Below are 25,114 nucleotides of genomic sequence, written 5' to 3'. Positions count from 1 at the left end.
GGGCGCGGCGCGTTCCCGGTCCCCGCCATCGGCAACTGCGGTTCGAGTGGCGAACAGCGAATCGAGTGCCGCGCGCCTACTTGCCGCCTGCCGTGACGCCGGGTCCGATGCTCGAACCGATGAAGTCGAGCATCTTCCCGTACAGCTCGGCGACATTGGCCTCGTCGTAGAAGCCGTGCATCTCGCCGGGCTTTTCCAGCCAGACGTGCGGCACGTGGCGCTTGAGCAGCGCCTCGTGCAGGTTCGTGCCCTGGATCGGCGGCACGCGCCGGTCCTGGCCGCCGACCACCAGCATCACCCGCGCCTTGAGCGCATCGAGCTGGTTGATCGGCGAGCGCTGCGCCAGTTGCGCCAAGTCGTCGCCCAGCTGGCGCTTCAGGTAATTCTCGCCGCTGACCGTTTCGGGAATGTCGCCGCGCCGGTACATCAGGGGCAGGTCGTAGATGCCGACGTAGCCGATCGCGCACTGGTAGAGGTCCGGCTCCTTCACCGCGCCTTCCAGCGCGGCATAGCCGCCGTAGCTGGCGCCGTAGATGCACAGGCGCTGCGGGTCGGCGATGCCCTGGGCGATGGCCCAGCGCGTGGCGTCAGTGACGTCGTCCTGCATCTTGCCGCCCCACTCGCGCCAGCCGGCCTGCTCGAACGCGTAGCCGTAGCCGCCCGAGCCGCGGAAATTGACCTGCACCACGACGTAGCCGCGCGTCGCCAGCGCCTGCACGTCGGCGTCGTACTCCCAGCGGTCGCGCACGGAGAACGGGCCGCCATGGACCATCACCACCGTGGGCAGGTGCTTGTCCTGCTCATGGCCCGGCGGGTAGCTCAGGTAGCCCTGCAGCTTCATGCCGTCCCGCGCGGCGAACTCGAACGGCTGCTTGGTCGCCATCGACTGCGGATTGATCCACGGCGCGCGCTTGAGCAGCGGCGTCAGCCTTGCGGCCTTGGCGTCGAACAGGTAGAACGTGCCCGGATCGGCGTCGGCCTCCACCAGCACCACGCTCAGGCTGCCATCGCTGGTGCCGGAGACGAAGCGTACGCTTTCGCCCGGGAACTGCTTCATCAGCGCCACCAGCATGCGTGCCGCCGGCGACTGCATGTCGAATGGCGCGATGCCGGCGCGGCCATCCATGTAGGCGACGCCGGCGATGTCGTCTTCGGCCAGCCCCTGCAGCAGGCCGTCCGATTCCACAGTGGGATTGCTCCACACCTCCTGCAGCGTGGGCTTGTCTTCGCTCCAGCGGCAGATGCCGAAACCGCCGCTGGGGACCGGGCAGCTGAAGTACGCCCCGCTGTCATCACGGTCGAAGGCGATCGGCACGGAATGGCTGGCGCCCAGTTCGGGCATGGGCTTCCAGTCGCCGCCCCCGAGCGGCAGCTGGAACACCCGGACGTCGCCCTGCTCGTCCTCGCCCCAGGCAAACCGGATCCGGCCCTGATGGTCGCCGACGAAAAATGCGTCGCGCATCGGCGCGGTGGTGATTTCCCGCAACTTGCCGGTGCGCACGTCCATGCGGGAGGCGGTGGCAAACACCCCGTGCTTGCCGTTGGCGTCCCACAGCCGGGTAGCGACCAGGATATGTTTCGGATCGCCGGCAATGGTGCCGATGAACTCCGCCGAGCCGCGTTCGCTCACCACCTGCTTGACCAGCGTACCGGTGGTCATGCCGTCCTTGCGAAAGCCGTACAGCATGGTCGAGCCTGTTCCATCGGCATTGACCGCATACAACTCGCCGGTGGGCAACGGGCGGTCGTAGCCACCCAGCCGTGTCCCCACCGTGTACACCACGCGGGTGGGAGAGATCCACCAGAAGTCCGTCACCGCGTCTTCGTTGCGCTGGCGGATCAGCTGCCCCTTCTTGTCGGCCAGGCGAATCAGCGCCAGCAGACTGTGGCCATCCACCAGGGCGGTGGTGGCAAGGTACTTGCCGTCAGGCGAAATCTTCACGGCTTCGTATTGCATGTGCCGTGCGAGATCGGCAAGCGGTACCGGTTCGGCGTGCAGGAACGTGGCGCACAGCAGCACCAGCGCGACCAACCAGCGTCGAGTATCCATGGCGATTTCCCCTGTTTTGCGATGTGCGCGGCCGCGCTCCGCGGCCATCCGGCCATCCGACTCTAATGCAAAGTGCGCGGCGGCAGGATCAGGACGCCGCCGTCGCCGCCGGCGCTGCCCCGATGCTGCGCAGCGCCGGGCTGCGCATGCAGCCCAGGGCGATCGCGGTGAGCAGCAAGCCGGCGCCGGCGAACAGGCCGGTGAGCGGGATCAGCCTGAGCAGGCTGCCGGCGATCGCGGCCGAGATCGGCCCCAGGCCCATGAAGGTGAACATCAGCACGCTCATGGCGCGGCCCATCATTTCCGGCGCCACGCGACGCTGGATCCAGCTGACGATGGCGATCTGCGCGATGCCGGCGAGCACGCCGGTGGCGGCCAGCAGCACCGCGCCGGTGACCGTCGCATGCACCAGCGCCAGCGTGGCCAGGGCCAGGCCGGCGAGGCTGTCGATGGTCAGCACCATCAGGCCGAGGCGGCCGCGCACGATGCGGCTGGCCGGGCCGGAAAGGAAACTGCCCAGCAGCATGCCGCCGCCGTTGGCGGTCATCAGGATGCCGAGCGAGGCGGCGCCCAGATCCATCCGCGTATCGGCCAGCACCGGCAGGCCCACCTGCAGCGGACCGCCGACGAACACCGAGACCACCGCCGCGTAGAGCATGAATGCGCGCAGCGGCAGGTCGGCCCAGATCATCCGCACGCCGCTGGCCACGTTGGCCAGCACGCCGCCCGCGGCGGGTTTCGGATCGAAGTCGGCGGACACGCGGATCAGCAGCAGCGACGCCAGCGAGAAGGCGAAGCTGATCGCGTCGATGGTGAATGCCAGGCCCAGTCCCTCCGCATCCTGCAGCGCCTGCGGCTGTGCGCCGTGCGCGCCCGCGCTGATCACCACGCCGGCCAGCGCCGGACCGACGAACATGCTGAGCTGGCGCATGCCCATCACCAGCGCATTGGCCGGTTGCAGCTGATCCTTGCGCACCAGTTGCGGCAGGATTGCCGAGCCGGCCGGGTAGGCGAACGCGGTGGACAGGCCGATGCCCAGCGCGATCAGGTACACCAGCCACATGCGGATGTCGCCCAGCAGCACCAGCGCGGCCAGCAGCGCCACCAGCAGCGCGTTCGCCCCGCGCGCGGCGAGCAGCACGCGGCGCGGCGACAGCCGGTCCACCACCGCGCCGCCGATCAGCATGAACAGCGCACGCGGCAGTGCCATCGCCGCCAGCACCAGCCCCAGCGCGGCCGGGTTGCCGGTGAGTTTCAGCACCAGCCACGGCAGCGCCACCAGGGTGAACTGGTCGCCCAGCATCGAGATCGTGCTGCCGCCGAACAGCAGGCGGAAGTTGTGGTTGGAGAAGACGGAGTCGCGGCGGGCGGTGGCCATCAGTGGGTTCGCAGGTCGGGGATGATTGAGTGGGACGAGACTGAAATGGGCCGCCGCTCGGCTCAGCCGGCGTCGGCGCGCTCGTCCCAGGCGACCGCAGCCAGCTGCCGCAGGTGTGCGCGCACATCAGCCGGCCAGCGGGCAGTCAGTGAGCCGAAACGCTCACGGTCACCACGATAGAAGGAGCGCGAGGCTTCCTCGTAACCCGGTTCGTCGCCGGCCATGACCTGCATGAAGCGGTCGACCGATTCCATCGCCTGGCGCGCACGCTCTTTCGCACCGCCATGACGGATGGACTGCTCGACCAGACGCCGCAACACTGCCGAGGCCCCACCGGGTTGCTGACCCAGCCAGGTCCAGTGTCGTGGCAACAAGGTGACTTCGCGCGGCACCACGCCGAGCTTCGGGCGGCCGGGCCCGCGAGTGACTGGCTCGGCGGGCGACGCCGACGTGGCGTGCGGTGCGAGCCGGGACAACACGTCATCCACGCTGCCACGAAAATCGATCTCGAGCTGACGACTGTCGCGCTCGTCGAACACCAGCAAGGGGCCGCTGGCGCCCGCGTCCAGCGCCTGTTTCGCGGCGCGCGCGACGTCGGGCAACGCGCCATGCGCGATTCGCTTTTTGCCATCGAAGGCTATGCAGGCGACGGTTTGAGACGGCGACATTGTTTTACCCGGATAAATTGATGGGCGCATTCTATCCGGGTTGAAATCCATGTCAATAGTACCCGGGTACAAATGCCCGTCCGCGGGTTGCCCGGCGGATCGCCGGGCTTGCTATTGTTGACGCTTTCCACCCGCAAGGACTACGGATGACCAAGCGCCTGCGTTCGGCCAGCTTGATGGTTTCACTCGGCCTGCTCGCCGCCACCGCGATTCCGCACCCCGCGCAGGCGTCGGATCTCGCCATCCCGCCGATCCAGTATCACCAGCGCACCCTGCCCAACGGGCTGCAGGTGCTCAGCGTGGAGGATCACGCCAGCCCCAACGTGGCGGTGCAGGTCTGGTACCACGTCGGCTCCAAGGACGACCCGCAGGGGCGCTCCGGCTTCGCGCACCTGTTCGAGCACCTGATGTTCAAGAGCACGAAGCACATGCACGCCGAGCAGATGGACCGGCTCACCGAGGACGTCGGCGGCGCCAACAATGCCTCCACCGGCGACGACGTCACCAACTATTTCGAGATCGTGCCCAGCAACCACCTGCAGACCCTGCTGTGGGCCGAGGCCGAGCGGCTGTCCAACCTCAACGTGGACCAGAAGAACTTCACCTCCGAGCGCGCGGTGGTGGAGGAGGAATACCGCCAGAGCGTGCTGGCCAACCCGTACGGCAAGCTGTTCAACGCGATCGACCCGAAGTCGTACACGGTGCATCCGTACCGGCGTCCGGTGATCGGCAGCATCGAGGAGCTGGAGGCGGCCTCGCTGCAGAACGTGATCGACTTCCATCGCACCTACTACCGCCCGGACAACGCCACCCTGATCGTGGCCGGCGACTTCGACCCGAAGCAGCTCGACGCCTGGGTCGATGAATACTTCGGCTGGATCCCCAAACCGGCCACGCCGATCCCGCAGGTCACCGCGAAGGAGCCGGTGCGCAAGCAGGACAAGCGCTACACCGTCACCAGCGAGACCGCGCCGCTGCCGGCCGTGGCGATGACCTGGCTGATCCCGCCGGCAGCGGACAGCGCCGACCGCATCCCGCTGCAGGTGGCCGCGGCGCTGCTGTCGCAGGGCGATTCCTCGCGGCTGTACCAGTCGCTGGTGTATCGCCACCAGGTCGCGCAGGAGATCGGCGCGTTTGCCGACACCCGCGTGGGCCCGGGCCTGTTCACCGTCTACGCGGTGCTCGCCAGCGGCCATGAACCGGCCCAGGCGGAGAAACTGCTGAACGAGGAAATAGTCTGGCTGGCGACCCAGCCGATCGCCGACGCCGAGCTGGACAAGGTCAAGACGCAACTGCTCACCAGCGAACTGAAACAGCGCCAGACCGCGCAGGGCATCGCCTTCGCGCTCGGCCAGGCCAGCCTGATCGACGGCAACGTGCAGCACGTCAACGACGACCTGGTGGCGTTGCAGAAGGTCAGCGCGGATGACGTGCACCGCGTGCTGCAGAAGTACGTCACCGGCGCCAAGAAGGTCACCATCGACTACCTGCCGCAGGCCAAGGCCGCGCCGGCCAACGCCAAGGGAGATGCGAAATGATCCGCGTCCATCGTTTCCGTCTGGCCGTCTTTACGGCCGTCGCGCTGAGCACCGGCATCGCCACCGCGGCCGATTTCCCGACCACGCCGCCGGCGCCCGGTCCGGCGCCGCAGCTGAACGTGCCCACGCCGACCACGCAGACCCTGCCCAACGGCCTGGAGGTCATCAGCGTGCGCCGCGCCAACCTGCCGCTGGTCACCGCGCAGCTGTGGGTGCGTCGCGGCGGCGAGATGGATCCGCCGCAGCTGGCCGGCCTGGCCGACCTCACCGCCAACCTGCTGAGCAAGGGCGCGGCGGGCAGGAGCGCACCGCAGATCGCTGCCGCCGCCGAGGCGCTGGGCGGCTCGCTGGATGCTTCCGCAGGCTGGGACGAGAGCGCCATCGGCATCACCGTGACCACGCCGAAACTGCCGCAGGCGCTGGGCCTGCTGGCCGAAGTGGTGCGCCAGCCGGATTTCGCCGAGACCGAGGTGCAGCGCGCCCGCAGCCAGGCGATCGACGACCTGCGCCTGCAGCTGAGCCAGCCCACCGCGCTGGCCGCGCTGGCGGCCAACCGCGGCGTGTTCGGCGAAGGCGCCTATGGCCATTCGCGCCACGGCACGCCCGACTCGCTCAAGCGCATCACCCGCGCCGACGTGCAACGCCTGCACGACGCGCTGTACCGGCCGGACAACGCGATCCTGATCCTCGCCGGCGACATCACTCCCGCGCAGGCCTTGCAGCTGGCGCAGGCCAGCTTCGGCGACTGGGCCAAGCCGGCCACGCCGCTGCCGCCGCGCCCGGCCGGCAGCGCTGCCAGCCAGCTGCCGCCGATCCTGCTGATCGACCAGCACGGTGCCGGCCAGGCCGGCGTGGTCGCCGCGCACGCCGCGCCGCCGCGCCGCGACGACAGCTACTACGTCGGCAGCGTGACCAACGCGGTGCTGGGCGGTTCGTACTCGGCACGCCTCAACGAGGAAATCCGCATCAAGCGCGGCCTCTCCTACGGCGCCGGCAGCCGGCTGCAGGGGCTGGGCGATGGCGGCGTCTGGCTGGCCTCGGCGCAAACCAAGAACCCGTCCGCGCCGCAGGTGGTCGAGCTGATGCTGGGCCAGTTCAAGCAGCTGGGCGACAGCCGCGTGGATGCCGATGAACTCGCTGCGCGCAAGGCCACCCTGATCGGCGCTTACGGCCGCAGCCTGGAGACCACCGCGGGGCTGGCCGGCGAGGTCGCCGAACTGGCGATCTACGGCGTGCCGCTCGACAGCATCGGCAAGTACGTCACCGAGGTGCAGGCGGTCACGCCGAAGCAGATCGAGAAATACGCCCGCAAGCACCTGGCGGCCGACGACCTGCACGTGGTGGTGGTGGGCGATGCCGCGCAGTTCGGCGCGGCGATCCGCAAGGATCATCCGCAGGCGGTGCTGCTGCAATCCACCGCGCTGGACCTGGACAGCCCCAGCCTGCAGGCGCCGGCCGGTCGCTGAAGTTCCGGCGGAACGCGCACGGGAACCCCTGCAACGGCAGGGGCATCCCGTGGCCGCGGGGCATCGCGGCAATCATTCTTCGCCACCCCTTGGTTTCACTTCGGTTCGACGTTATTTAGTGAACCATCAAGTTCACTAAAATTCCGCCCCGTCCGAGGTTGCCATGCACGTCCCGTTTTCCGCCCGCCTGCTGCTGCTGGCGCTGGCGTCGTCTCCGCTGCCGCTGCTGGCGCAATCGGTCCATCTGCAGGTGCAGGGCGGGCGCAGCTACATGGATGGGCATGGCACTCCCGCGCTGTTCGTCGAAGCGGTGTTCGACGACCATGCGATCGGCGACAGCCGCTGGAGCCTGGCACCCGACGTCTCGCTGGGCTGGATCGATGGCCGCGACATCGCACGCTTTCGCGACAATCGCTACCCCACCCGGGAGCAAGCCTGGCTGCTGGCCGCCGGTGCGCGCCTTCAGTACCGCACGGCCGATGGTGCGCCGGGCCACTGGTTCGCCAGTTTCCAGCCGGCATTCAACACCGCACGCACGCAGGCGCTGAGCAGTCCGTACGAGTTCGTCACCACGCTCGGCTGGCAGGGGCGTCGCTTCAGCTTCCAGATCCGGCACGTTTCCAACGCTCGCCTGCATCAGCCCAACCGCGGCGAGACCATGGCGCTGGTGGGCATCGGCTTCGATCTCTGACCGATCGCCTCAGTGCCCGCCAGCGACCGGCCGCGCCTTCGGTGTGAACGGCGGCTTGGCCAGCCAGATCACCAGCATCAGGCCGATGAAGATCCAGCCCAGCGCGTGGAACACCTCGTTGAACGAGATCTGGTAGCTCTGCTGGGTGATCATGCCGTTGATCACGCTGCCGCCCAGTTGCGGATCGCCGTGGCCCAGCTGCTGCATCGCGGCCTGGCTGACCGGGCTGTAGGGCGTGATGTGCTCGGCCAGCTGCTCGTGGTGGTTCACCGCGCCGCGGGTCCACATCAGCGTGGTGATCGAGGCGGAGAAACTGCCGCCCAGCGTGCGCAGGAAGGTCGACAGCCCGGAACCGGCGGCGATCTCGTCCTGCTGCAGGTCCGACAGCAGGATGGTCAGCGTCGGCATGAAGAACAGCGCCACGCCCAGGCCCTGCAGCAGCTGCACCATCGCCACGTGGTAGAAGTCGATCTGCAGGTAGAAGTCCGCGCGCATGAAGCAGGTCGCGCCCATCACCAGGAATGACGCCGCGGCGAGCAGGCGCAGGTCCATGCGGGTGGCGTACTTGCCCACGAAGAAGGTCAGCAGCACCGGGATCACGCCCAGCGGCGCGGTGGCGAAGCCGGCCCAGGTGGCGGTGTAGCCCAGGTTCTGCTGCAGCCACAGCGGCACCAGCAGCGCGATGGCGAAAAACGCTGCGTAGCCCAGCACCATCGCCACCGTGCCGGTGGTGAAGTTGCGGTGGCGGAACAGCTTCAGGTCCACGATCGGGTCGGGGTCGGTCAGCTCCCAGATCAGGAAGATCGCGATCGCGATGGCCGAGATGATGCTGGCCACGATGATGAAGTTGGAGTTGAACCAGTCCGCGTCGTTGCCCTTGTCCAGCACGATCTGCAGCGCGCCCACGCCGATGATCAGCGTGATCAGGCCGACGTAGTCGATGCGCGGGCGCTCGGTCTTCTCGACCTTGCCGCGCAGCTGGTTGGCCACCACCACGCTGGCGAAGATGCCGATCGGCAGGTTGATGAAGAAGATCCACGGCCACGAATAGTTCTCGGTGATCCAGCCGCCGAGGATCGGTCCGGCGATCGGCGCCACCACCGTCACCATCGCCAGCAGGGCCAGCGCCATGCCGCGCTTGGCCGGCGGGTAGATGCTGATCAGCAGGCTCTGCGTGATCGGGTACATCGGGCCGGCCACCGCGCCCTGCAGCGCGCGGAACACCAGCAGCATGCCCATGCTTTGCGACACGCCGCACATGAACGAGGAGGCCACGAACAGCAGCGTGCACGCGGTGAACAGGCGCACCTCGCCGAAGCGGCGGGTGAGGAAGCCGGTCAGCGGCAGCGAGATCGCCATGCTCACCGCGAACGAGGTGATCACCCAGGTGCTCTGGTCGTTGCTGACGCCGAGGTTGCCGGCAATCGTCGGCAGCGAGACGTTGGCGATCGTGGTGTCCAGCACCTGCATGAAGGTGGCCAGCGACAGGCCGACCGTGCTAAGTGCCAGGTTGGGTGGGCGGAATGCGGTGGTCATGGCCGTATCAGTCGGTGGGACGGGAGGTCCCTCTCCCACCGGGAGAGGGTGCCCGAAGGGCGGGTGAGGGTACGGGCGGAGCGCGTCGTCGCGGTCTCCGCCGAACCCTCTCCCCAACCCCTCTCACCCGCAAGGGGACTTCCTTCGGTCGCCGGGAGGGAGAGGGGCGATATCGCGTCATTTTTCGCCGGCCATGTTGGCGTGGATGATCTCCTTGATCGCCGCATCCGCCTTGGCCAGCTGCTGCTTGTAGATGTCGGTGCTGAAGGCGGGTTGCGAGGGCGCGCGCTGCGCCAGCGTGGGGCCGCTGCGGTCATGCAGGTTGACGTCCACGTTGAGCGACATGCCCAGCCGCAACGGGTGCTGCTCCAACTGCTTCGGGTCGGTGAACACCACCCGCACCGGGATGCGCTGCACGATCTTGATCCAGTTGCCGGTGGCGTTCTGCGCCGGCAGCAGCGAGAACGCGCTGCCGGTGCCGATGCCCAGGCTCTCCACCTTGCCGGTGTAGCTCACCGCGCCGCCGTAGACGTCCGATTCGATCTCCACCGGCTGGCCGATGCGCATGTCGGTGAGCTGGGTCTCCTTGAAATTGGCGTCGATCCACACCTGGTGCAGCGGCACCACCGCCATCAGCGGCGTGCCGGGCTGCACGCGCTGGCCGACCTGCACCGAGCGTTTGGCCACATAGCCGTCCACCGGCGCCAGCAACTGCGTGCGCGCGTCGGCGAGGTAGGCGGCGCGCAGCTGGGCCGCCGCCACCTGCACGTCCGGGTGCGAGGCGACCACGGTGTCGTCGACCAGCACCTTGCTGGTCTGGTACTGCTGCTGCGCCGTGATGAGGGCGTTCTGCGCGGTGGTCAGCGCGTCGCGGGCATGCGCCAGTTCCTCGGTCGAGATCGCGCCGGACTTGGCCAGCGCCACGCGCCGCTCGTAGTCGGAGCGCGCCTTCGCCACCGCCGTCTGGCTGGCGGCGACGTCGGCGTGTGCGCCGCTGACGCTGGAGTACAGGCCGCGCACCTTGCGCACGGTCAGCGCCAGGTTGGCCTTCGCCTCGGCCAGGGCCACGTCGGCATCGCTGGGATCGAGTTTCACCAGCACGTCGCCGGCGTGCACCAGGTTGCCGTCGTCGGCGCCGATGCTGACCACGGTGCCGGGCACCTGCGGGGTGATCTGCACCACGTTGCCGTTGACGTAGGCGTCGTCGGTGCTCTCGTACCAGCGGCCTTCGAGGAAGTACCAGAGGCCCCAGCCAATGGCGGCGAGCAGCACTACCACGCCGAGCGCGCGCAGCAGCGCGCCGCGGGATTTCTTCGGCGCCGGCAGCGGCGGCCTGGACTCGGCCTTGCTCTCGTTCGAGTCGGATGAGGGTTGAGCAGACATGGGGGAAGCCTCAGCGATGCGCAAAAGTGGAAGATGACGGTGCCGGCGCGCCGGCCTGCGGCGGGTAGCCGTCGCGGGGTGCCTGATCCTGCGGGCGGTATCCACCGCGGGGTGCTTGATTCTGCGGGCGGTATCCACCGCGGGGTGCTTGACTCTGGGGGCGGTATCCACCGCCCAAGGCCTGGATCAACTGGATCGAACGGTCGACCTGTTGCGCCTGCAGCGCGGCCACGCCGCGGTCGGCGGCCAGCAGCTGCTGGCGCACGCTGAGCGCTTCCAGGTAGCTGCCCACACCGGCCTGGTAACGCTGCAGCGCGAGATCCCACGCCTGCCGCGCGGCGGCCTGCGCGCGTTGCTGGGCGGCGAGTTGCCGCTGCAGCGACTGCGTCGCCGAGACGTCGTCGGCGACCTCGTTCACCGCGCCGACCAGGGTCTGGTTGTACTGCGCCACGGCCAGGTCGTACTGGGCGTCCTTGGCCGAAAGGTTGGCGCGCAGCCGGCCGCCGTCGAAGATCGGCAGGCTCAGCGAGGGGCCGAGCTGGTAGAAGCGCGCCGGCAGGGTGAACGGGTTGCCGCCGCCGAGCCGGAGCACGCCGGCCATCGCGCCGATGCTGATGTTGGGCAGGAACTCGGTCTTGGCCGCCTTGATGTCCTTGCCCGCGGCCTCGACCCGCCAGCGCGCGGCGACCAGGTCGGCGCGATGGCCGATCAGTTCCAGCGGCAGATTCTCCGGCACCGCCAGCTCGGCCGGCGCCAGCACCTGTGGACGGGTGATCTCGTCGCCGCGATCCGGGCCTTTGCCGAGCAGCACGGACAGCGCGGAGCGCGCAGCATCCACCGCGCGATCGGCCAGCGCGGCTGCCTGCTCATCCGTGGCCACTTCGGCCTCGGCCTGCTTCAGCACGATGCGGTTGTCGATGCCGGCGGCCACGCGCTGCGCGGTGAGCTGCTGCGACTGTTGCGCGCGTTTCAGCTCGCCGGCGGCCAGGTCCTGCTGGGCGAAGGCATAACCGAGTTGCGCATAGGCGCGGGCCACGTTGCCGGACAGTTCGATGCGCGCGGCGCGGGCCTCGACCTCGGCGGCACGCGACGCGCCCAGCGCGGCTTCCCACGCGGCGCGCTTGCCGCCCCACAGATCCAGGCCCCACTTGAAGCTGCCATAGGCGTAGCTGGCCAGGTTGAAGTGGCCGCCGCCGGCATCGGCGGGCATCACCGTGGTCGGGATGCGCGCGCCGGAAACGCTGGCGCCGGCATTCACGCTGGGGCGGCGCGCGGTGTCGGCCAGGCCGGCGGCCGCCTGCGCCGCGCGGGCGCGCGCATCGGCCACGGCCAGGCCGGGGTTGTCGGCCAGCGCTTCGCGGATCAGCCGGTCGAGCTGCGGGTCGCCCAGTGCGCTCCACCAGTCGCTTTCGGGCCAGGCGGCCGCGATGTCGTTCGCGCCGAGATGGTGCGCGGCTTTCAGCGAGGCGGGGTCGAGCGGCGCGCCGTTCGGATGCAGGCCGCCGCTGCTGGCGCAGGCGGCCAGCGCGAGGGTCAGGGCGGTGGCAGCCGCAAGGTGATGCAGACGCATACGTGGGGGGCTCCGAGGGGGAGGGTCAGTTCTTGTCGCGAAGGGCGTGCAGCACGCGCTCCAGGTAGTCGTGCAACCGGGCCTGTTCGGCCTCGTCCAGCGAGCGCTGGGCGGCATTCAGCACGCGTTCGTTGCAGTCGGTCAGCTGCTGCCAGATCGCCTGGCCCGACTCGGTCAGCTCGATCCGCAACGCGCGGCGATCCTGTTCATGCGGGCAGCGGCGCAGGTAGCCCTTGCGTTCGAGCTGGTCGAGCTGGCGGGTCATCGCGCCGCCGTCCAGTTCGACCGAGCGGGCCAGCTCGCTGGCCGACATCGGGCCGAGCCTCGCCAACCGCTTGAGGATCAGGAACTGGGTGAAGCGCAGGTTCACGTTCTGCGCGGCCAGCTCGGCTTCCATCGCCCGCACGATCTCCGCGCGCACCAGCCCGAGCAGGATGCCCAGGCTTTCTTTCGGGGTGGCAAAGGCGAGCGACTCGGTATTCATGGCCGCGCATTCTATTGCCTCAAGTATATTTGTCAAGGCAAATATGTGCTGGAATGCTTTTGCCTTGGCAAGATGTCAGGCGGCACGCACCCGCTGGGCCTGCAGCTCGTCGCGCACCAGCGCGTGCAGCGCCGGATCGCGGAGGGTGAACAGTTCGAATACGCCCAGCGCCTGCAGGATCGGCAGTTGTGCCAGCAGGCGCGGTTCGGCTTCGCGGCGCACCGATTCCGGGGTGGCCGGATCCAGCATCAACTGGGCATGGATCACGAAATCGGTGAGCGCATCGATGCGTGGGGCATGGACGGGGGTGGGGACGGGGAGTAACGACATGTCGATCTCCTGCATGGGTTGGCACAAGGACGTCGGCGGGTGCCGCGTCGTGACAGGCTGCAAGACAGCGCGGCGGGCGTGGCGGCTGGGAGGTGCGCCGCGGACGGGCGTGACCGCATCGCCGGCGTCACGGTCACGTGTGGGCACATGACTTGGGGGACAGGCGACATTAGGTCGCTGCGACGTAGCATGGGAAGGCAGTCCCCACTGCTGGTACTCCCACTACCCGTTCCGGATCGCCCATGAAAGCATCCATGCAACGCACCGAGCTGAAGGCCTTCCTGCGCACGCGGCGTGCCGCGCTCACGCCCGAGGCGGCGGGTCTGCCGCGGGGTTCGCGCCGGCTGACGCCGGGACTGCGCCGCGAGGAAGTGGCGGCGCTGGCCGAGGTCGGCGTCACCTGGTACACGTGGCTGGAGCAGGGCCGTGCAATCAACGTATCGGCGGCGGCGCTGACCCGGATCGCCCGCGCGCTGTCGCTGTCGCCGACCGACGAGGCCTACCTGTTCGCCCTGATGGGGCTGTCGCGCACCGACGTGCCGGAACATCACTTCAGCCTGCCGCCGGTGATGCACGAGGTGCTGCGGATGTACCAGGCGCCGGCCTTCGTGCTGGACACGGTGTTCAACGTGCTGGCCTGGAACCGCATGGCCGAGTGCCTGTACGACTTCGGCGAGTTCGACGGCCCGTTCGCCGACAACCACCTGTGGAACGCGTTCATGAATCCGGCGCGGCGGCGGCTGTATCCGGATTTCGAGAACGGCGCGCTGAACCTGCTCGGCATGTTCCGCATGAACCAGGCGGCGCATCCGGAAGACCCGCGCTTCGCCCGGCTGACCGAGGCGCTGGCCGAGGCCAGCACGGAGTTCGTCGAACTCTGGCAGCGCTGCCACACCGCGCCGCTGAGCGCGATCGTGGTGCCGTTCTTCCATCGCGAGTTCGGCGACCTCAGCATCCATTCGATGCGCCTGCCGATCCGCGACAGCGACCACGTCGATCGCGCCACCGCGTTCTTCTTCGCGCCGGCGAATGCCGAGACCGCGGCGAGCTTCGCGCGCGTCGCCCGGCGCCTCGCGGCGGAGCAGGCCGCGCAATCGGCGTGATGCGGCGACCGTTGCCGCAGGGGCCATAATCTCCGTGATCCCGATTTCACCGCGAGGAGACGGACATGCCAAGCCCCGACGTGCGGGCGTTCTTCGACCAGGCCAGCCATACCTTCAGCTACGTGGCCTGGGACCCGGCCACCCGAAGGGCCGCCGTGCTCGATGCGGTGCTCGATTACGAGGCGGCCTCCGGGCGCACCGGCCACGCCGCCGCCGATGCCGTCATTGCGTTCGTGCGCGCCGAGGGGCTGACGCTCGATTGGGTGATCGACACCCACGTGCATGCCGACCACCTGTCGGCGGCGTCCTACGTGCAAGCTCAGCTGGGCGGCAAGCTGGCGATCGGCGAGCACATCCGCGAGGTGCAGGATACGTTCGGCGCGCTGTTCAACGCCGGCGACGGGTTCGCCCGCGACGGCAGCCAGTTCGACCACCTGTTCACCGATGGCGAGCGCTATCGGGTAGGCGGGATCGAGGCGCAGGCGATCCACACGCCGGGGCACACGCCGGCGTGCATGACCCACCTGATCGGCGACGCGGCGTTTGTCGGCGACACGCTGTTCATGCCCGACTACGGCACCGCACGCTGCGACTTCCCCGGCGGCGACGCGGCTACGCTGTACCGCTCGATCCGGCGCATCTTCGCGCTGCCGGAGGCCACCCGGATCTTCCTGTGCCACGACTACAAGGCCCCCGGCCGCGACGAGTTCGCGCACCAGACCACGGTGGCGGCCGAACGCCAGGGCAACATCCACGTGCATGACGGCATCGGCGAGGAGGAGTTCGTCGCCATGCGCCGCGCGCGCGATGCCACGCTGAAGGTGCCGCAACTGCTGCTGCCGGCGGTGCAGGTGAACATGCGCGCCGGCCAGTTGCCGCCGGCCGAGGACAATGGCGTGCGCTATCTGAAAATCCCGCTGGACGCGCTGTAGGCGTCCATCCCTTCCTACGGAGCATTGCATGCAGATCCATCCGCTTGCCGGTGCGCTGAGCGTCAGCGCGCAAATCGACGTCGACGACATCGCGGAACTCGCCGCGCAGGGTTTTCGCGGCATCGTCAACAACCGCCCCGACGGCGAGGAACCCGGCCAGCCGGACAATGCCACGCTGGAATCGGCGGCGCGTACCGCCGGCCTGGCCTGGCGGCATATCCCGGTGGCGGGCATGCCGTTCGCGCCGGCCGCCCTGCACGAATTCAGCGCGGCGCTGGAGGAACTACCCGGCCCGCTGCTGGCGTTCTGCCGCAGCGGCACGCGCAGCAGCGCGCTGTGGGCGATGCAGGCGCCGGGCACGGCCGACGAGATCCTGGCCACGGCGCGCGCGGCGGGCTACGACCTGTCGATGCTGCGGCCGTGGCTGGGCTGACGCCTTGAGGCGCCGCCGCGCGCGGCGCGACTGACTCGCGTGCCGCTTGCGGCACAATGCGCGCTGTTTGTCGCGGGAGGGTCGGATGTTCTTCGTGCTGTTGAGCGTGTTGTGCAGCGTGGCGGTGTCGGTGCTGCTGAAGCTGGCGCGGCGCTGGCGCATCGACGTGGGCCAGGCGATCGCCTGGAACTACGTGGCCACCAGCGCGCTCACCGCGCTGCTGCTGCAGCCGTCGCCGGCAAGCCTGCGCGGCGGCGAGGTGCCGTGGCTGGCACTGGTTGCGCTGGGCGTCCTGCTGCCCACGATCTTCCTCGCGCTGGCCGCGGCGGTGCGCCACGCCGGCATCGTGCGCAGCGATGCGGCGCAGCGGCTGTCGCTGCTGCTCTCCCTGCTGGCCGCGTTCGTGCTGTTCGGCGAGCAACTCTCCGCGTTCAAGCTCGGCGGCATCGCGCTGGGCCTGCTTGCCCTGCTGGGCATGGTCTGGCGCAGCGAACGCTCGCCGGCCGATCCCGGCGCGGCCGGCTGGCTGTATCCGCTGCTGGTGTTCGCCGGCTTCGGCGTGATCGACATCCTGTTCAAGCGCGTGGCCCTCGCCGGCGTGGCGCTGGGTACCTCGCTGCAGGCGATGTTCGCGCTCGCCCTGCTGGTCGCCTTCGCCATGCAGTTGTGGCGGCGCGCCCGCGGCACCACCCGTTTCACCGCCCGCAGCGCGGCGGCCGGCCTGCTGCTGGGGCTGGCCAACTTCGGCAACATCCTGTTCTACCTGCGCGGCCACCGCGCCTTGCCCGACCACCCGGCGCTGGTCTTCGCCAGCATGAACATCGGCGTGGTGGCACTGGGCGCGCTGGTCGGCCTGCTGCTGTTCCGCGAACGGCTGAGCCGGCTCAACCTCGCCGGCGTGGCGCTGGCGGCGGTGGCGATCGGGGTGCTGGCGCGCGGTTGACGGGTCGCCTGCCTGTCGACTTTGCCTATCGGCCGGCCACCGGGTCGGCCGGATCATCGACGCCGCTTCATCTCGCGCTCGCGAGTCGGGCGAACGCACCCGGTGAGGCATTTTCGAAGCGGTCCAGCAGCAGTTTCACGAAGGCGGCCACGCGGGCGCTCAGGTGGCGATGCGAGGGGTACAGGGCCCAGACTTCGACCGGACGTCCGGCGAGCACGCCCCAGTCGAGCAGCCGGCCCGCATCGATGTCGGCCTGCACCAGCGAGCGCGGCATCGCGGCGGCGCCCACGCCGGCGAGCACCGCATCGTGGATCATCGCCATCGACGACAGACGCAGCACCGTATGCGTGGCGATGCGGCGCACGCTGCGTGCGCGACTGAGCTGCCAGGTCGCATCGGGCGGCGTGCGCGACAACGTGATCGCGGGCACCACGGCGTCACTTCTTCCCGCTGGCCGCAGCAGTGACGGCGTGGCCACGACCACCATCACGTCGCGCAGGAAGCAGCGGCCGGCCAAGTCGGTCGAGGGGTCGGGGTTGGCGCGGATGATCAGGTCGAAATCGTCATCCACCGGATCGACGAAGCGATCCTCGGTGACCACTTCCAGCTGCACCTGGGGGTAGGCGAGCGCGTAGTCCGCGGCGATGCGGCCCAGGCCGCGCTGGCCGAACAGCACCGGCGCGCTGATGCGCAGACGGCCGCGTGGCGTGCCGATGCTCCCGCGCAACGCCTCGCCCACTTCGTCGATGTGTTCCAGCAGCGACTGCGTCCGTTCCTGCAGCTCGCGTCCCTCCGGCGTCAGCCGGAGCGTGTGGCCGCCGCGCTCGAACAGGCGAACGCCCAGCGCATCCTCCAGCTGGCGTACCCGTCGCGACAGCGTGGCCTTGGGTCGGCCGGTGGCCCGGGCGGCGCGGCCGAAGCCGCCGTGTCGCGCCACGTCGTTGAAATCGGCCAGGGCGAGCAGATCCACGGGTGTTCCATGAGCGAGACGGGATGTCCAGATTATGCGGCTATCGGGACGCTTCGTGAAACATCAGGATGGCGCTGTCCACCACCTCGAAGGAGATCCCCATGAACATTCTCGTCACCGGCAGCACCGGCACCATCGGCAGCCTCGTCGTCCGCGGCCTGGCCGCACAGGGCGCCAGCGTCCATGCGCTGACGCGCAACCCGGACCAGGCGTCGTTCCCCGACGGCGTCATCGCGGTCAAGGGCGACATGACCGACATTCCCTCCATGCGTGCCGCACTGAAGGAGGCCGACACGCTGTTCCTGCTCAACGCCGTGGTTGCCGATGAAGTGACCCAGGCCATCGGCACGCTGAGCCTGGCGCGCGAGGCCGGCATCAAACGCATCGTGTATCTGTCGGTGCTCAACAGCGACAGATACACCGACGTGCCGCATTTCACCGGCAAATACACGGTGGAGCGGATGATCGAGCAGTTCGACCTGCCGGCGACCGTGCTGCGCCCGTCCTACTTCATGCAGAACGACGCGATGCTTCGCGACGGCCTGTTGCAACAGGGCCGCTACGGCATGCCCATCGGCAGTGTCGGCGTGGCGATGGTCGACGTGCGCGACATCGCCGAGGTCGCGGTGGCCGCGCTGCTGCGTCGCGCGCGAGCGGCGGCGCCGCTGCCGCGCGAGGTGATCGAGATCAGCGGGCCGGACGTGCTGACCGGCGATGCGCTGGCGACGATCTGGTCCGGCGTGCTCGGCAGGCCGGTGACGCCTGCGGGCAGCGACCTTGATGCCTGGGAGGCTTTCATGGCCGGCCTGATGCCGTCCTGGGCAGCCCATGACCTGCGCCTGATGCTGGCGCGGTTCCATGTCGACGGCATGCTCGGCAAACCTGGCGCGGCGGAAATCCTCACTGGCCTGCTCGGGCATCCGCCGCGCCGTTACCGCGATCTTGCCGTCGAACTGGCCGCGGCCTGGCAGGCGGGGTAAGCGCATGGGCGACGGGCGAACGGCGCGGACACACGGGGCGCCATCCGCGCCCCGTTCCGCGTGAACCTCATGGCGTGCGCGATCCCGCATACGCCGCCACCGCAATCATGTCGTCGACGGTCAGCTGCGAGGCTTCCAGCCGCATCGGCGCGGCGGCGGGATTCGAACGCTGGCCAGCGCGGAACAGGAGCAGCTCGCGCACGATGTAGGTCGGCGAGCGTCCGGCCAGCGGCGGGACGGCGTCGGTGCCCTGCAGCCTGGCGCCGTGGCAGGACTCGCATGCTGGCGCCGCGCCGCTGCCGTTGGCCGCGATCGCCGCGCCACGCGCGATGCTGCCGGGCGGCACGTAGGCGACATAGCGGGTGCGGCCGCTGCCGTGTCGATAGTCGTCGAAAGACTCCGGTACCTCGACGATGCGCTCGCCCAGCGGTTCGCGCGCGCCATCCTGGTCCGGCACCTGCACGAAATCCATCCAGTGGGTCTTCGGCACGTTCGCGCTTTCGACCACGCGCGTATGCGGCACGAACTTCAGCCGCGAAAAATAGCCGGCGGCGAGCTGCAGATCGTCGTCGCTGAGGCTGCGCGCCTCGTCGGCCATGTCCTGCGTGGTGCGCGGCGCGCTCGCCCCGCGCTGGCCGTGCCGGAACGCGGCCACCTGTTCGAGGATGTAGCCCTTCGGCAAACCCATGATCTGCGCAGTCGCGGGAACGCCGGCGCCATTCACCATGTGGCATTCCGCGCACGGCCATGGCCAGCCGGGCCGGCGATCGACGGTGACGATCGGTGGCGCGGCCGAATGGTCCTGCGGGAACCAGTCGGGAACGAAGTGCTCGACGTCCAGTTGCGCCTGCGTGTAACGGCGCGTGCTGCCCGCCACGTGAATGATTCTGGCCGGGTCGGACTTCGGCGCGTGCGGGTCCGGCGGCGGAAATCGCGGAAACGCCCATGCCTCGGCCGCGCCAATCTCCGCGTCTGGCGATTCCCGGCTGACCGGAGCGTGGGTCGCGACCGCCGGGAACACCTGGCACAGAAGAGCGGTGGTGATGAGCGTCGTCCACTTCCTGCCTTCGATTCGCATGTCGTTCCCCTTGCCGGTTGAAAAACTCCACGCTGCGCCGGCGTGAGCTGGCGCTATCGGTCACAAAGCCGGGCGGCCGGGTTCATGAGCAAACAAATGCCTGCGCACCGGGGGCCGGCGTGGGCTTGCACAGGTCCGGCCAGCCGTACTGCTTCCAGTACGCGAGCATGCCGAGGCGTTGCGCAAAGCCCTGGAAGGCGGGATCGCGGCGCGCCTTCCGCGACCACGGTTCCGGCTGCCACAGCCAGTTCAGGTAGGCATCGGACAGGCCGCTGTGGCCGTGCTCATACAGATCGAATGAACGCGCCGGTGCGCCGAGTTGCAGCAGCATGGTCGGCGCCCAATTGTCATCGGCGTGCGTGGCGACGATCTGCAATGCGGCCTGGCGTTGTGCGGCATCGCCGTAGGTGCCGCGGTAGATCTCCTGCAAATCCGCGCGGGAAATCTTCGTGCCCATCTCGCTGGTGGAGCTTGCGAAGTCCCGCGCGGAAGCCTGCACGTCGCCGTGCGCGGCATCGTAGAACTCCAGCATCAACGCGCCGAACGCCGAATCCGCCACGCCGGCGCGATGGACGTAGGCCAGCGCGCCGGCCTGATCGCCTTCGCGCCAGCGCAGCATGCTCTTGTAGAACAGCAGCAGGGGATTGGCCGGATCGTCGACGAGCGCCGCATCGATGCGCGCCTCTGCGGTGCGGGTGCGGCCCATCGCGGCGAACTCGTTGGCGGCCCAGTAGTTGACCGCGGAGTTCTCCGGCGCCAGCTTCAGCGCCCGCTGCATCGGTTCCACCATGGCCGTGTAGTGGCGCTGCGAAAACTGGTTGTAGCTGAGCGCGGCATAGGCTTCCGCATCGCCCGGATCGAGCGCCAATGCACGATGGGCGGCATCGTCGGATGTCTTCCAGCTCGCGTTCCAGTCACCGGCCACATATTGCGGCAGCACCGCGTTGGCCACGGCGAGCTTGGACCAGGCGCGCGCGAAGCCCGGATCGAGTGTCGTCGCCTGCTGCAACAAGACAATCGCGCGCGGCAGGCTGTCGCCCACGCGGCGATTCACCAGTTCCTGCGCGGTGATGAAATCCGCGTACGCGTCCGCGCTGCGGGTGGCCACCGGCACCAGCCGCGTGTTGCCGACATCGCCCAGCACTACTTTCAGGTGCTCGGTGATCGCCCGGGCGATCCGCTCCTGCAGGTCGAAGATGTTGTCCAGGTTGCCGTCGTAACTCTGCGACCATGCCTCGAAACCGTCGCGGGTGCGGATCAGTTGCACGCTGATCCGCACCGCCTGGCCCTGCGTGCGCACCGAACCTTCCAGCACGTTGGCCACATCCAGCGCCTTGCCGATCGTGCGCAGGTCGGCATTGTGGTCGCCGTAATAGAACGAGGAGGCGCGCCCGGCGACGCGCAGATCCTGCACGCGCGCCAGCGCATTCAACAGTTCCTCGGCCATGCCGGCGGAGAAATAGCCGTGATCGTGGGCGGGACTCAAATCCTCGAACGGCAGCACGGCGATGGATTTTGCCGGAACGATGAGCCCCGGATCGTCGCCCAATCCCGCGCCCTTGCGCCATACAAACGTATTTGTCAGCAGCAGCACGACCGCGACCAGCAGCACGCCGATGATCCACTTGTCCAGCTTGCGGCCAGTGGCGTGCGCGATGGAATCGCCCGCCGCGATCTCGCTCTCGCGCCTCAGGCCTTCAGGCGTGAATTCATAGAACCACGCGAACGCGATCCAGAACGGGAACCCGATGGCCGCCGCAATCAGGAACCACCGCGTCGCCCAGTCCGGCAACCCGACCGCCGGGCTGAACTGCGACAGGCCCTGCCCGAACGCCCACACCGTGCCCGCGTAGAGCATGGCCGCGCGCCATACGTTGCGGCGCTTGAGTTCGGCGAATAGCGACGACCGGGCGCTCATGGCGTGGCGGATTTCCATGGGGTGTAGGGCAGGTCGATCTTCCTGAGCATCGCCTTGAAGCGAGGATCGTCGCGGATCGGATCGAACGCCGGATACCACAACAGTTGCGGCGTCGTGCTGTCGCCGTTCAGCGCGAATTCGTCGAGCATGGCCAGGGCGCGCTCATTCTGGCCAAGCGCGACGAGGAACACGGCATGCACGATGGCGTCATGGCGAAGGTTGTCCAGTGCAGGGGAAGTCTCCAGGGACTCGACCGCACTCGCACGCAAATGCGGATCGGCGATGCCGCGTACCAACAGCGCACTGACATCGGAATGACGCGGGCTCGACAGGCGCATCTGCCGTTCCGCTTCGGGGTAACGATGCGAGGACAGATACACCCACACCGCGATGCGATGTTCCAGCACGCCATTGGGATGCGCGGCCAGGGTGCCCTCGATCTGCTTCAAGGCCTCATCGTTGCGATGCAACGCGAACAGGAGCTGCGCGCGCACCGCGCCACTGACGCCGGAAAGCGGATCGCGCTGCAGCGCGCGCTCGATCTCGGCCAGGGCGGGTACGAGCTGCCCGGCTGCGTACAGGAACTGCGCGTATTGATCCATCGCCTCGGCGTCACCCGGCGCCAGCGCCAGCGCGCGACGGAACACGCGATCGGCCTCGGCCCAATGCATCTGGTTGGTGTAGACGATGCCCTGCGCGACATACGCCAACGCCACATCGGGATTCAGCGCAAGCGCATGTTGCGCGGCGGCCAGCGAATCGGCATCGGCGGTCTGCATCGACACCGGCATGTATGCCGGCAGTAACGCATGCGCTTCGGCCAGCGATGCCCAGGCTTGCGCGTAATCCGGGTCAATCGCCACGGCCTGCCGGAACGCATCAACGGCTTCCCCCACCGAACGTGCGGCCAGCAAGGTGAGCCCGCGCAGATAGGCATCGTGTGCGCGCGGATCACCGGTTTTTTGCGGAACCAGCGACTGGCCGCTCCCGCCCGCCAACTGCACCTTCAGCTTGTCGGCAATCGCCTGGGAGATTTCATCCTCGACCGCGAAGATGCTGGTCAACTTGCGATCGTATTTCTCCGACCACAGGTGGTAGCCGCTGCGCGTGTCGATCAGCTGCGCGGTAATGCGCACCTCGTCGCCGGACTTCTGCACGCTGCCTTCCAGCACGGTGGCGACGTCCAGCACGTCGCCGACCTTGCGCAAGTCCTCGGCCTTGCCCTTGAACGCAAAAGCGGACGTGCGCGCGGCGACCTTCAGGTGCGGCAACTGCGCCAGCGCGTCCAGGATTTCCTCGGTGATGCCGTCGCTGAAGTAGTCGTTTTTCGGATCTCCGCTCATGTTGACGAACGGCAGCACCGCGATGGACTTGGCGGGCAGTGTTGGCGCGAGTGATGCGCTCGCGGATGGCCCGGCCGTCGGCGGGTTGGCGCGAACCGTCGACGTGGATGCTGCCGCGACACCCTGCATCGGCTGCCTGGCGTCGTGCTGGAAATGCCACCAGCCAAGTCCCGCGATGGCGGCGACCAGCACGCCGATCAGGCCGACCGCGACGCCGGCGTGGCGCGCCGGTGATGGCGCCATCGAATCGGTGCCAATGGTGCCGTCCGTGCGCACGATACCTCGGGGCGTGGCATCGAATGCCCATGCCAGCACCAGCGCGATCGGGAAGCCGAGCAGGATCAGCAGTACCACCGCCTGATCGATCCAGTCCGGCAGGTGGAACACCGGCAGCACCTGCGTCGCCACCTGGATCAGCAGCCAGCCGACAATGGCATACGCAGCCGCCACGCGATACACGTGGCGGCGCCTGATCTCTCGCCAGAATCCCCGCTGGGCCATGGGCATGCGCCGAGTCGCGAAAGCGCGTCGTCCCTGCCCGTTCCGCGGCGGCATTCTGGCATAGATCGCGGGGCTTTCCGCTGCCTTCGGCCAGTCCGTGGCCGCGGCTTTTGCAGCCACGCAAGTTCCTGCGCAATGACTTCTGGCGGATGAAGGCCGGCCGGGGTGGAGCCTAAGCTCGGCGCTTCGCCTGCCGGATGCCAGCCCATGCGCAAACTTCCCCTCGCCGCGGTGCTTGCCGCGCTGCTGCTCACCTCGACGGCCTTTGCCGGCACGGACAAGAAGGACGACAAGGCGACCCCCGAGTCGAAACCCGACGCGGCGCTGGTGCAGCCGCAGTCCTCGACCAGCGAGGGGTCGGTGTCGGTCGAGGGCAAGCGGGTCGACTACAAGGCGGTGGCCGGCACGCTGGTGCTGCACGGCAGCGGCGACAAGGAGGACGAGCCGCAGGTCAGCATGTTCTACGTCGCCTATTTCAAGAAGGGCGTCGATGCCGGCAAGCGACCGGTCACCTTCATCTACAACGGCGGTCCCGGCTCGGCCACGGTGTGGCTGCACATGGGCGCGTTCGGGCCCAGGCGGGTGGTCACCAGCGACGACACGCACACGCCGGCGGCGCCGTACCAGCTGGTCAACAACGACTACAGCCTGCTCGATGCCTCCGACGTGGTGTTCATCGATGCGCCCGGCGCGGGCTTCAGCCGGCTGATCGCGAACGACGAGGACAAGGCCAAGCGCGAGGAGCAGATGAAGGACCGGCGCAAGGCGATCTACGGCGTCGACGGCGACGCGCATGCCTTTGCCCAGTTCATCACCCGCTTCCTGTCGAAGTACGACCGCTGGAACTCGCCGAAGTACCTGTTCGGCGAAAGCTACGGCACCACCCGCTCGGCGGTGCTGGCCAACATCCTGGAGAACGAGGACAGCGTCGACTTGAACGGCGTGATCCTGCTCTCGCAGATCCTCAATTTCGACACCAGCATCGACGGGCCGGAGTTCAATCCGGGCGTCGACCTGCCGTATGAGCTGGCGTTGCCGACCTTCGCCGCCACCGCGTTCTACCACCACAAGTTGCCGCAGCAGCCGGCCGCGCTGGAGCCGTTCCTGCGCGAGGTGGAGCAGTACGCGCTGGGCGAGTACGCGCAGGCGCTGATGGCCGGCTCGCGGCTGCCCGAGGCGCGCAAGCAGGCGGTGGCGGAGAAACTGCACCAGTACACCGGGCTGCCGGTGGCGTACCTGCTGAAGGCGAACCTGCGCGTCAGCGGCGGCATGTTCGAGCACGAGCTCCAGGCGGGCGACGACACCACCACCGGCCGGCTCGACACGCGCTTCTCCGGCCCGACGATCGATCCGCTGGGCAAGGCTTCCGAATACGATCCGCAATCCTCGGCGATCAGCTCGGCCTACGTGTCCGCGTTCAACGACTACGTGCGGCGCGAGCTGAAGTTCGGCCAGGGCCGACAGTACCGGCTGTTTGCCGACATCGACCATTGGGACTTTTCGCACAAGGCGCCGGGCGTCCAGGGCGAGGCGCTGCAATCCTCGACCAACGTGATGCCGGACCTGGCGATGGCGATGAAGACCAATCCGGGTCTCAAGGTCTACCTCAACGGCGGCTACTACGATCTGGCCACGCCCTACTTCGCCGCCGACTACGAGATGCACCACCTGCCGATCCCGGCCAGCCTCGAAGCCAACATCAGCTATGCGTGGTATCCGTCCGGCCACATGGTGTACGCGCACGCGCCGTCGCTGAAGCTGCTGCACGACAACGTCGCCCGCTTCATCGAGCAGACCGACAACGTGAAGTAATCGCCCG

Annotated in this window: 21 protein-coding genes; 9 read left to right on the top strand and 12 right to left on the bottom strand. The window is 68.6% G+C overall.

The window, feature by feature from the left end; all coding sequences use genetic code 11:
- Positions 1–76 precede the first annotated feature (76 nt).
- The 3 genes from ACVCMC_RS13115 to ACVCMC_RS13105 all read right to left on the bottom strand — a co-directional run bounded on the left by ACVCMC_RS13115 (position 77) and on the right by ACVCMC_RS13105 (position 4,096).
- The gene (locus tag ACVCMC_RS13115; protein WP_447097602.1) at positions 77–2,050 is read right to left on the bottom strand and encodes an alpha/beta fold hydrolase; all 1,974 of its coding nucleotides are present in this window, start codon (positions 2,048–2,050) and stop codon (positions 77–79) included.
- Positions 2,051–2,138: 88 nt separating this feature from the next.
- Positions 2,139–3,428 (bottom strand): MFS transporter, encoded by a 1,290-nt coding sequence (locus ACVCMC_RS13110; RefSeq protein WP_447097601.1) that lies wholly within the window; start codon positions 3,426–3,428, stop codon positions 2,139–2,141.
- Positions 3,429–3,490: 62 nt separating this feature from the next.
- Positions 3,491–4,096, bottom strand: coding sequence for a DUF2239 family protein (locus tag ACVCMC_RS13105; protein ID WP_447099499.1), 606 nt, complete (start codon positions 4,094–4,096; stop codon positions 3,491–3,493).
- A gap of 146 nt (positions 4,097–4,242) precedes the next feature.
- On the opposite strand from ACVCMC_RS13105, the gene ACVCMC_RS13100 reads away from it, so the two are divergent.
- From ACVCMC_RS13100 to ACVCMC_RS13090, 3 genes are all read left to right on the top strand, one after another.
- Positions 4,243–5,634: a M16 family metallopeptidase gene (locus tag ACVCMC_RS13100; RefSeq protein ID WP_447097600.1), complete on the top strand. Its 1,392-nt coding sequence runs from the start codon at positions 4,243–4,245 to the stop codon at positions 5,632–5,634.
- Positions 5,631–7,100: a M16 family metallopeptidase gene (locus tag ACVCMC_RS13095; protein ID WP_447097599.1), complete on the top strand. Its 1,470-nt coding sequence runs from the start codon at positions 5,631–5,633 to the stop codon at positions 7,098–7,100. Before ACVCMC_RS13100 ends, ACVCMC_RS13095 begins: the two co-directional genes overlap by 4 nt.
- 163 nt (positions 7,101–7,263) lie before the next feature.
- Positions 7,264–7,791 carry an acyloxyacyl hydrolase gene (locus tag ACVCMC_RS13090; RefSeq protein WP_447097598.1) on the top strand — a complete coding sequence of 176 codons (528 nt, stop codon included), beginning with the start codon at positions 7,264–7,266 and terminating at the stop codon, positions 7,789–7,791.
- Positions 7,792–7,800: 9 nt separating this feature from the next.
- On the opposite strand, the gene ACVCMC_RS13085 is transcribed toward ACVCMC_RS13090, so the two are convergent.
- The 5 genes from ACVCMC_RS13085 to ACVCMC_RS13065 all read right to left on the bottom strand — a co-directional run bounded on the left by ACVCMC_RS13085 (position 7,801) and on the right by ACVCMC_RS13065 (position 13,094).
- Positions 7,801–9,327, bottom strand: coding sequence for a DHA2 family efflux MFS transporter permease subunit (locus ACVCMC_RS13085; protein ID WP_447097597.1), 1,527 nt, complete (start codon positions 9,325–9,327; stop codon positions 7,801–7,803).
- A gap of 177 nt (positions 9,328–9,504) precedes the next feature.
- Positions 9,505–10,710 carry an HlyD family efflux transporter periplasmic adaptor subunit gene (locus tag ACVCMC_RS13080; RefSeq protein WP_447097596.1) on the bottom strand — a complete coding sequence of 402 codons (1,206 nt, stop codon included), beginning with the start codon at positions 10,708–10,710 and terminating at the stop codon, positions 9,505–9,507.
- Positions 10,711–10,720: 10 nt separating this feature from the next.
- Positions 10,721–12,280, bottom strand: coding sequence for an efflux transporter outer membrane subunit (locus ACVCMC_RS13075; protein WP_447097595.1), 1,560 nt, complete (start codon positions 12,278–12,280; stop codon positions 10,721–10,723).
- A 25-nt stretch (positions 12,281–12,305) separates the two neighbouring features.
- Entirely contained in the window at positions 12,306–12,764 is a 459-nt protein-coding gene (locus tag ACVCMC_RS13070) for a MarR family winged helix-turn-helix transcriptional regulator (protein WP_395120893.1), read from the bottom strand.
- Between the two features lie 75 nt (positions 12,765–12,839).
- Positions 12,840–13,094, bottom strand: a complete 255-nt coding sequence (locus ACVCMC_RS13065) for a hypothetical protein (RefSeq protein WP_447097594.1) — start codon at positions 13,092–13,094, stop codon at positions 12,840–12,842.
- A gap of 242 nt (positions 13,095–13,336) precedes the next feature.
- Here ACVCMC_RS13065 and ACVCMC_RS13060 point away from each other — a divergent pair, with 242 nt between their 5' ends.
- The 4 genes from ACVCMC_RS13060 (at position 13,337) to ACVCMC_RS13045 (ending at position 16,505) form a co-directional block, all read left to right on the top strand.
- Positions 13,337–14,197 carry a helix-turn-helix transcriptional regulator gene (locus ACVCMC_RS13060; protein ID WP_395120895.1) on the top strand — a complete coding sequence of 287 codons (861 nt, stop codon included), beginning with the start codon at positions 13,337–13,339 and terminating at the stop codon, positions 14,195–14,197.
- 65 nt (positions 14,198–14,262) lie between these two features.
- Positions 14,263–15,129, top strand: coding sequence for an MBL fold metallo-hydrolase (locus tag ACVCMC_RS13055; RefSeq protein WP_447097593.1), 867 nt, complete (start codon positions 14,263–14,265; stop codon positions 15,127–15,129).
- A gap of 28 nt (positions 15,130–15,157) precedes the next feature.
- Positions 15,158–15,562 carry a TIGR01244 family sulfur transferase gene (locus ACVCMC_RS13050; RefSeq protein WP_447097592.1) on the top strand — a complete coding sequence of 135 codons (405 nt, stop codon included), beginning with the start codon at positions 15,158–15,160 and terminating at the stop codon, positions 15,560–15,562.
- Between the two features lie 85 nt (positions 15,563–15,647).
- Positions 15,648–16,505 (top strand): EamA family transporter, encoded by an 858-nt coding sequence (locus tag ACVCMC_RS13045; RefSeq protein WP_447097591.1) that lies wholly within the window; start codon positions 15,648–15,650, stop codon positions 16,503–16,505.
- 67 nt (positions 16,506–16,572) lie between these two features.
- On the opposite strand, the gene ACVCMC_RS13040 is transcribed toward ACVCMC_RS13045, so the two are convergent.
- Positions 16,573–17,475, bottom strand: a complete 903-nt coding sequence (locus tag ACVCMC_RS13040; protein ID WP_447097590.1) for a LysR family transcriptional regulator — start codon at positions 17,473–17,475, stop codon at positions 16,573–16,575.
- A 101-nt stretch (positions 17,476–17,576) separates the two neighbouring features.
- Here ACVCMC_RS13040 and ACVCMC_RS13035 point away from each other — a divergent pair, with 101 nt between their 5' ends.
- Entirely contained in the window at positions 17,577–18,455 is an 879-nt protein-coding gene (locus ACVCMC_RS13035) for an NmrA family NAD(P)-binding protein (protein ID WP_447097589.1), read from the top strand.
- Positions 18,456–18,522: 67 nt separating this feature from the next.
- On the opposite strand, the gene ACVCMC_RS13030 is transcribed toward ACVCMC_RS13035, so the two are convergent.
- From ACVCMC_RS13030 to ACVCMC_RS13020, 3 genes are all read right to left on the bottom strand, one after another.
- A complete protein-coding gene (locus tag ACVCMC_RS13030; RefSeq protein WP_447097588.1) occupies positions 18,523–19,332 on the bottom strand; it encodes a c-type cytochrome in 810 nt (269 codons plus the stop codon).
- Between the two features lie 283 nt (positions 19,333–19,615).
- A complete protein-coding gene (locus tag ACVCMC_RS13025) occupies positions 19,616–21,451 on the bottom strand; it encodes a tetratricopeptide repeat protein (RefSeq protein WP_447097587.1) in 1,836 nt (611 codons plus the stop codon).
- Positions 21,448–23,295, bottom strand: a complete 1,848-nt coding sequence (locus tag ACVCMC_RS13020) for a tetratricopeptide repeat protein (RefSeq protein ID WP_447097586.1) — start codon at positions 23,293–23,295, stop codon at positions 21,448–21,450. The genes ACVCMC_RS13025 and ACVCMC_RS13020 overlap by 4 nt, the downstream gene beginning before the upstream one ends.
- A gap of 207 nt (positions 23,296–23,502) precedes the next feature.
- On the opposite strand from ACVCMC_RS13020, the gene ACVCMC_RS13015 reads away from it, so the two are divergent.
- A complete protein-coding gene (locus ACVCMC_RS13015) occupies positions 23,503–25,107 on the top strand; it encodes a S10 family peptidase (protein WP_447097585.1) in 1,605 nt (534 codons plus the stop codon).
- Positions 25,108–25,114: the final 7 nt, after the last annotated feature.

Source organism: Rhodanobacter sp. UC4452_H20, from assembly GCF_052978205.1.
Note: the sequence above shows the minus strand (reverse complement) of the source record. Positions and strands in the feature narration are given on the sequence as shown.

What these genes read in the sequence shown, in the direction of transcription:
- ACVCMC_RS13095 (WP_447097599.1), top strand. Translation starts at nt 5,631, where the DNA reads ATGATCCGCGTCCATCGTTTCCGTCTGGCCGTCTTTACGGCCGTCGCG.
- ACVCMC_RS13105 (WP_447099499.1), bottom strand. Translation starts at nt 4,096, where the DNA reads ATGTCGCCGTCTCAAACCGTCGCCTGCATAGCCTTCGATGGCAAAAAG.
- ACVCMC_RS13085 (WP_447097597.1), bottom strand. Translation starts at nt 9,327, where the DNA reads ATGACCACCGCATTCCGCCCACCCAACCTGGCACTTAGCACGGTCGGC.
- ACVCMC_RS13045 (WP_447097591.1), top strand. Translation starts at nt 15,648, where the DNA reads ATGTTCTTCGTGCTGTTGAGCGTGTTGTGCAGCGTGGCGGTGTCGGTG.
- ACVCMC_RS13015 (WP_447097585.1), top strand. Translation starts at nt 23,503, where the DNA reads ATGCGCAAACTTCCCCTCGCCGCGGTGCTTGCCGCGCTGCTGCTCACC.
- ACVCMC_RS13020 (WP_447097586.1), bottom strand. Translation starts at nt 23,295, where the DNA reads ATGGCCCAGCGGGGATTCTGGCGAGAGATCAGGCGCCGCCACGTGTAT.
- ACVCMC_RS13090 (WP_447097598.1), top strand. Translation starts at nt 7,264, where the DNA reads ATGCACGTCCCGTTTTCCGCCCGCCTGCTGCTGCTGGCGCTGGCGTCG.
- ACVCMC_RS13110 (WP_447097601.1), bottom strand. Translation starts at nt 3,428, where the DNA reads ATGGCCACCGCCCGCCGCGACTCCGTCTTCTCCAACCACAACTTCCGC.
- ACVCMC_RS13055 (WP_447097593.1), top strand. Translation starts at nt 14,263, where the DNA reads ATGCCAAGCCCCGACGTGCGGGCGTTCTTCGACCAGGCCAGCCATACC.
- ACVCMC_RS13025 (WP_447097587.1), bottom strand. Translation starts at nt 21,451, where the DNA reads ATGAGCGCCCGGTCGTCGCTATTCGCCGAACTCAAGCGCCGCAACGTA.
- ACVCMC_RS13050 (WP_447097592.1), top strand. Translation starts at nt 15,158, where the DNA reads ATGCAGATCCATCCGCTTGCCGGTGCGCTGAGCGTCAGCGCGCAAATC.
- ACVCMC_RS13035 (WP_447097589.1), top strand. Translation starts at nt 17,577, where the DNA reads ATGAACATTCTCGTCACCGGCAGCACCGGCACCATCGGCAGCCTCGTC.
- ACVCMC_RS13115 (WP_447097602.1), bottom strand. Translation starts at nt 2,050, where the DNA reads ATGGATACTCGACGCTGGTTGGTCGCGCTGGTGCTGCTGTGCGCCACG.
- ACVCMC_RS13100 (WP_447097600.1), top strand. Translation starts at nt 4,243, where the DNA reads ATGACCAAGCGCCTGCGTTCGGCCAGCTTGATGGTTTCACTCGGCCTG.
- ACVCMC_RS13070 (WP_395120893.1), bottom strand. Translation starts at nt 12,764, where the DNA reads ATGAATACCGAGTCGCTCGCCTTTGCCACCCCGAAAGAAAGCCTGGGC.
- ACVCMC_RS13080 (WP_447097596.1), bottom strand. Translation starts at nt 10,710, where the DNA reads ATGTCTGCTCAACCCTCATCCGACTCGAACGAGAGCAAGGCCGAGTCC.
- ACVCMC_RS13065 (WP_447097594.1), bottom strand. Translation starts at nt 13,094, where the DNA reads ATGTCGTTACTCCCCGTCCCCACCCCCGTCCATGCCCCACGCATCGAT.
- ACVCMC_RS13060 (WP_395120895.1), top strand. Translation starts at nt 13,337, where the DNA reads ATGAAAGCATCCATGCAACGCACCGAGCTGAAGGCCTTCCTGCGCACG.
- ACVCMC_RS13075 (WP_447097595.1), bottom strand. Translation starts at nt 12,280, where the DNA reads ATGCGTCTGCATCACCTTGCGGCTGCCACCGCCCTGACCCTCGCGCTG.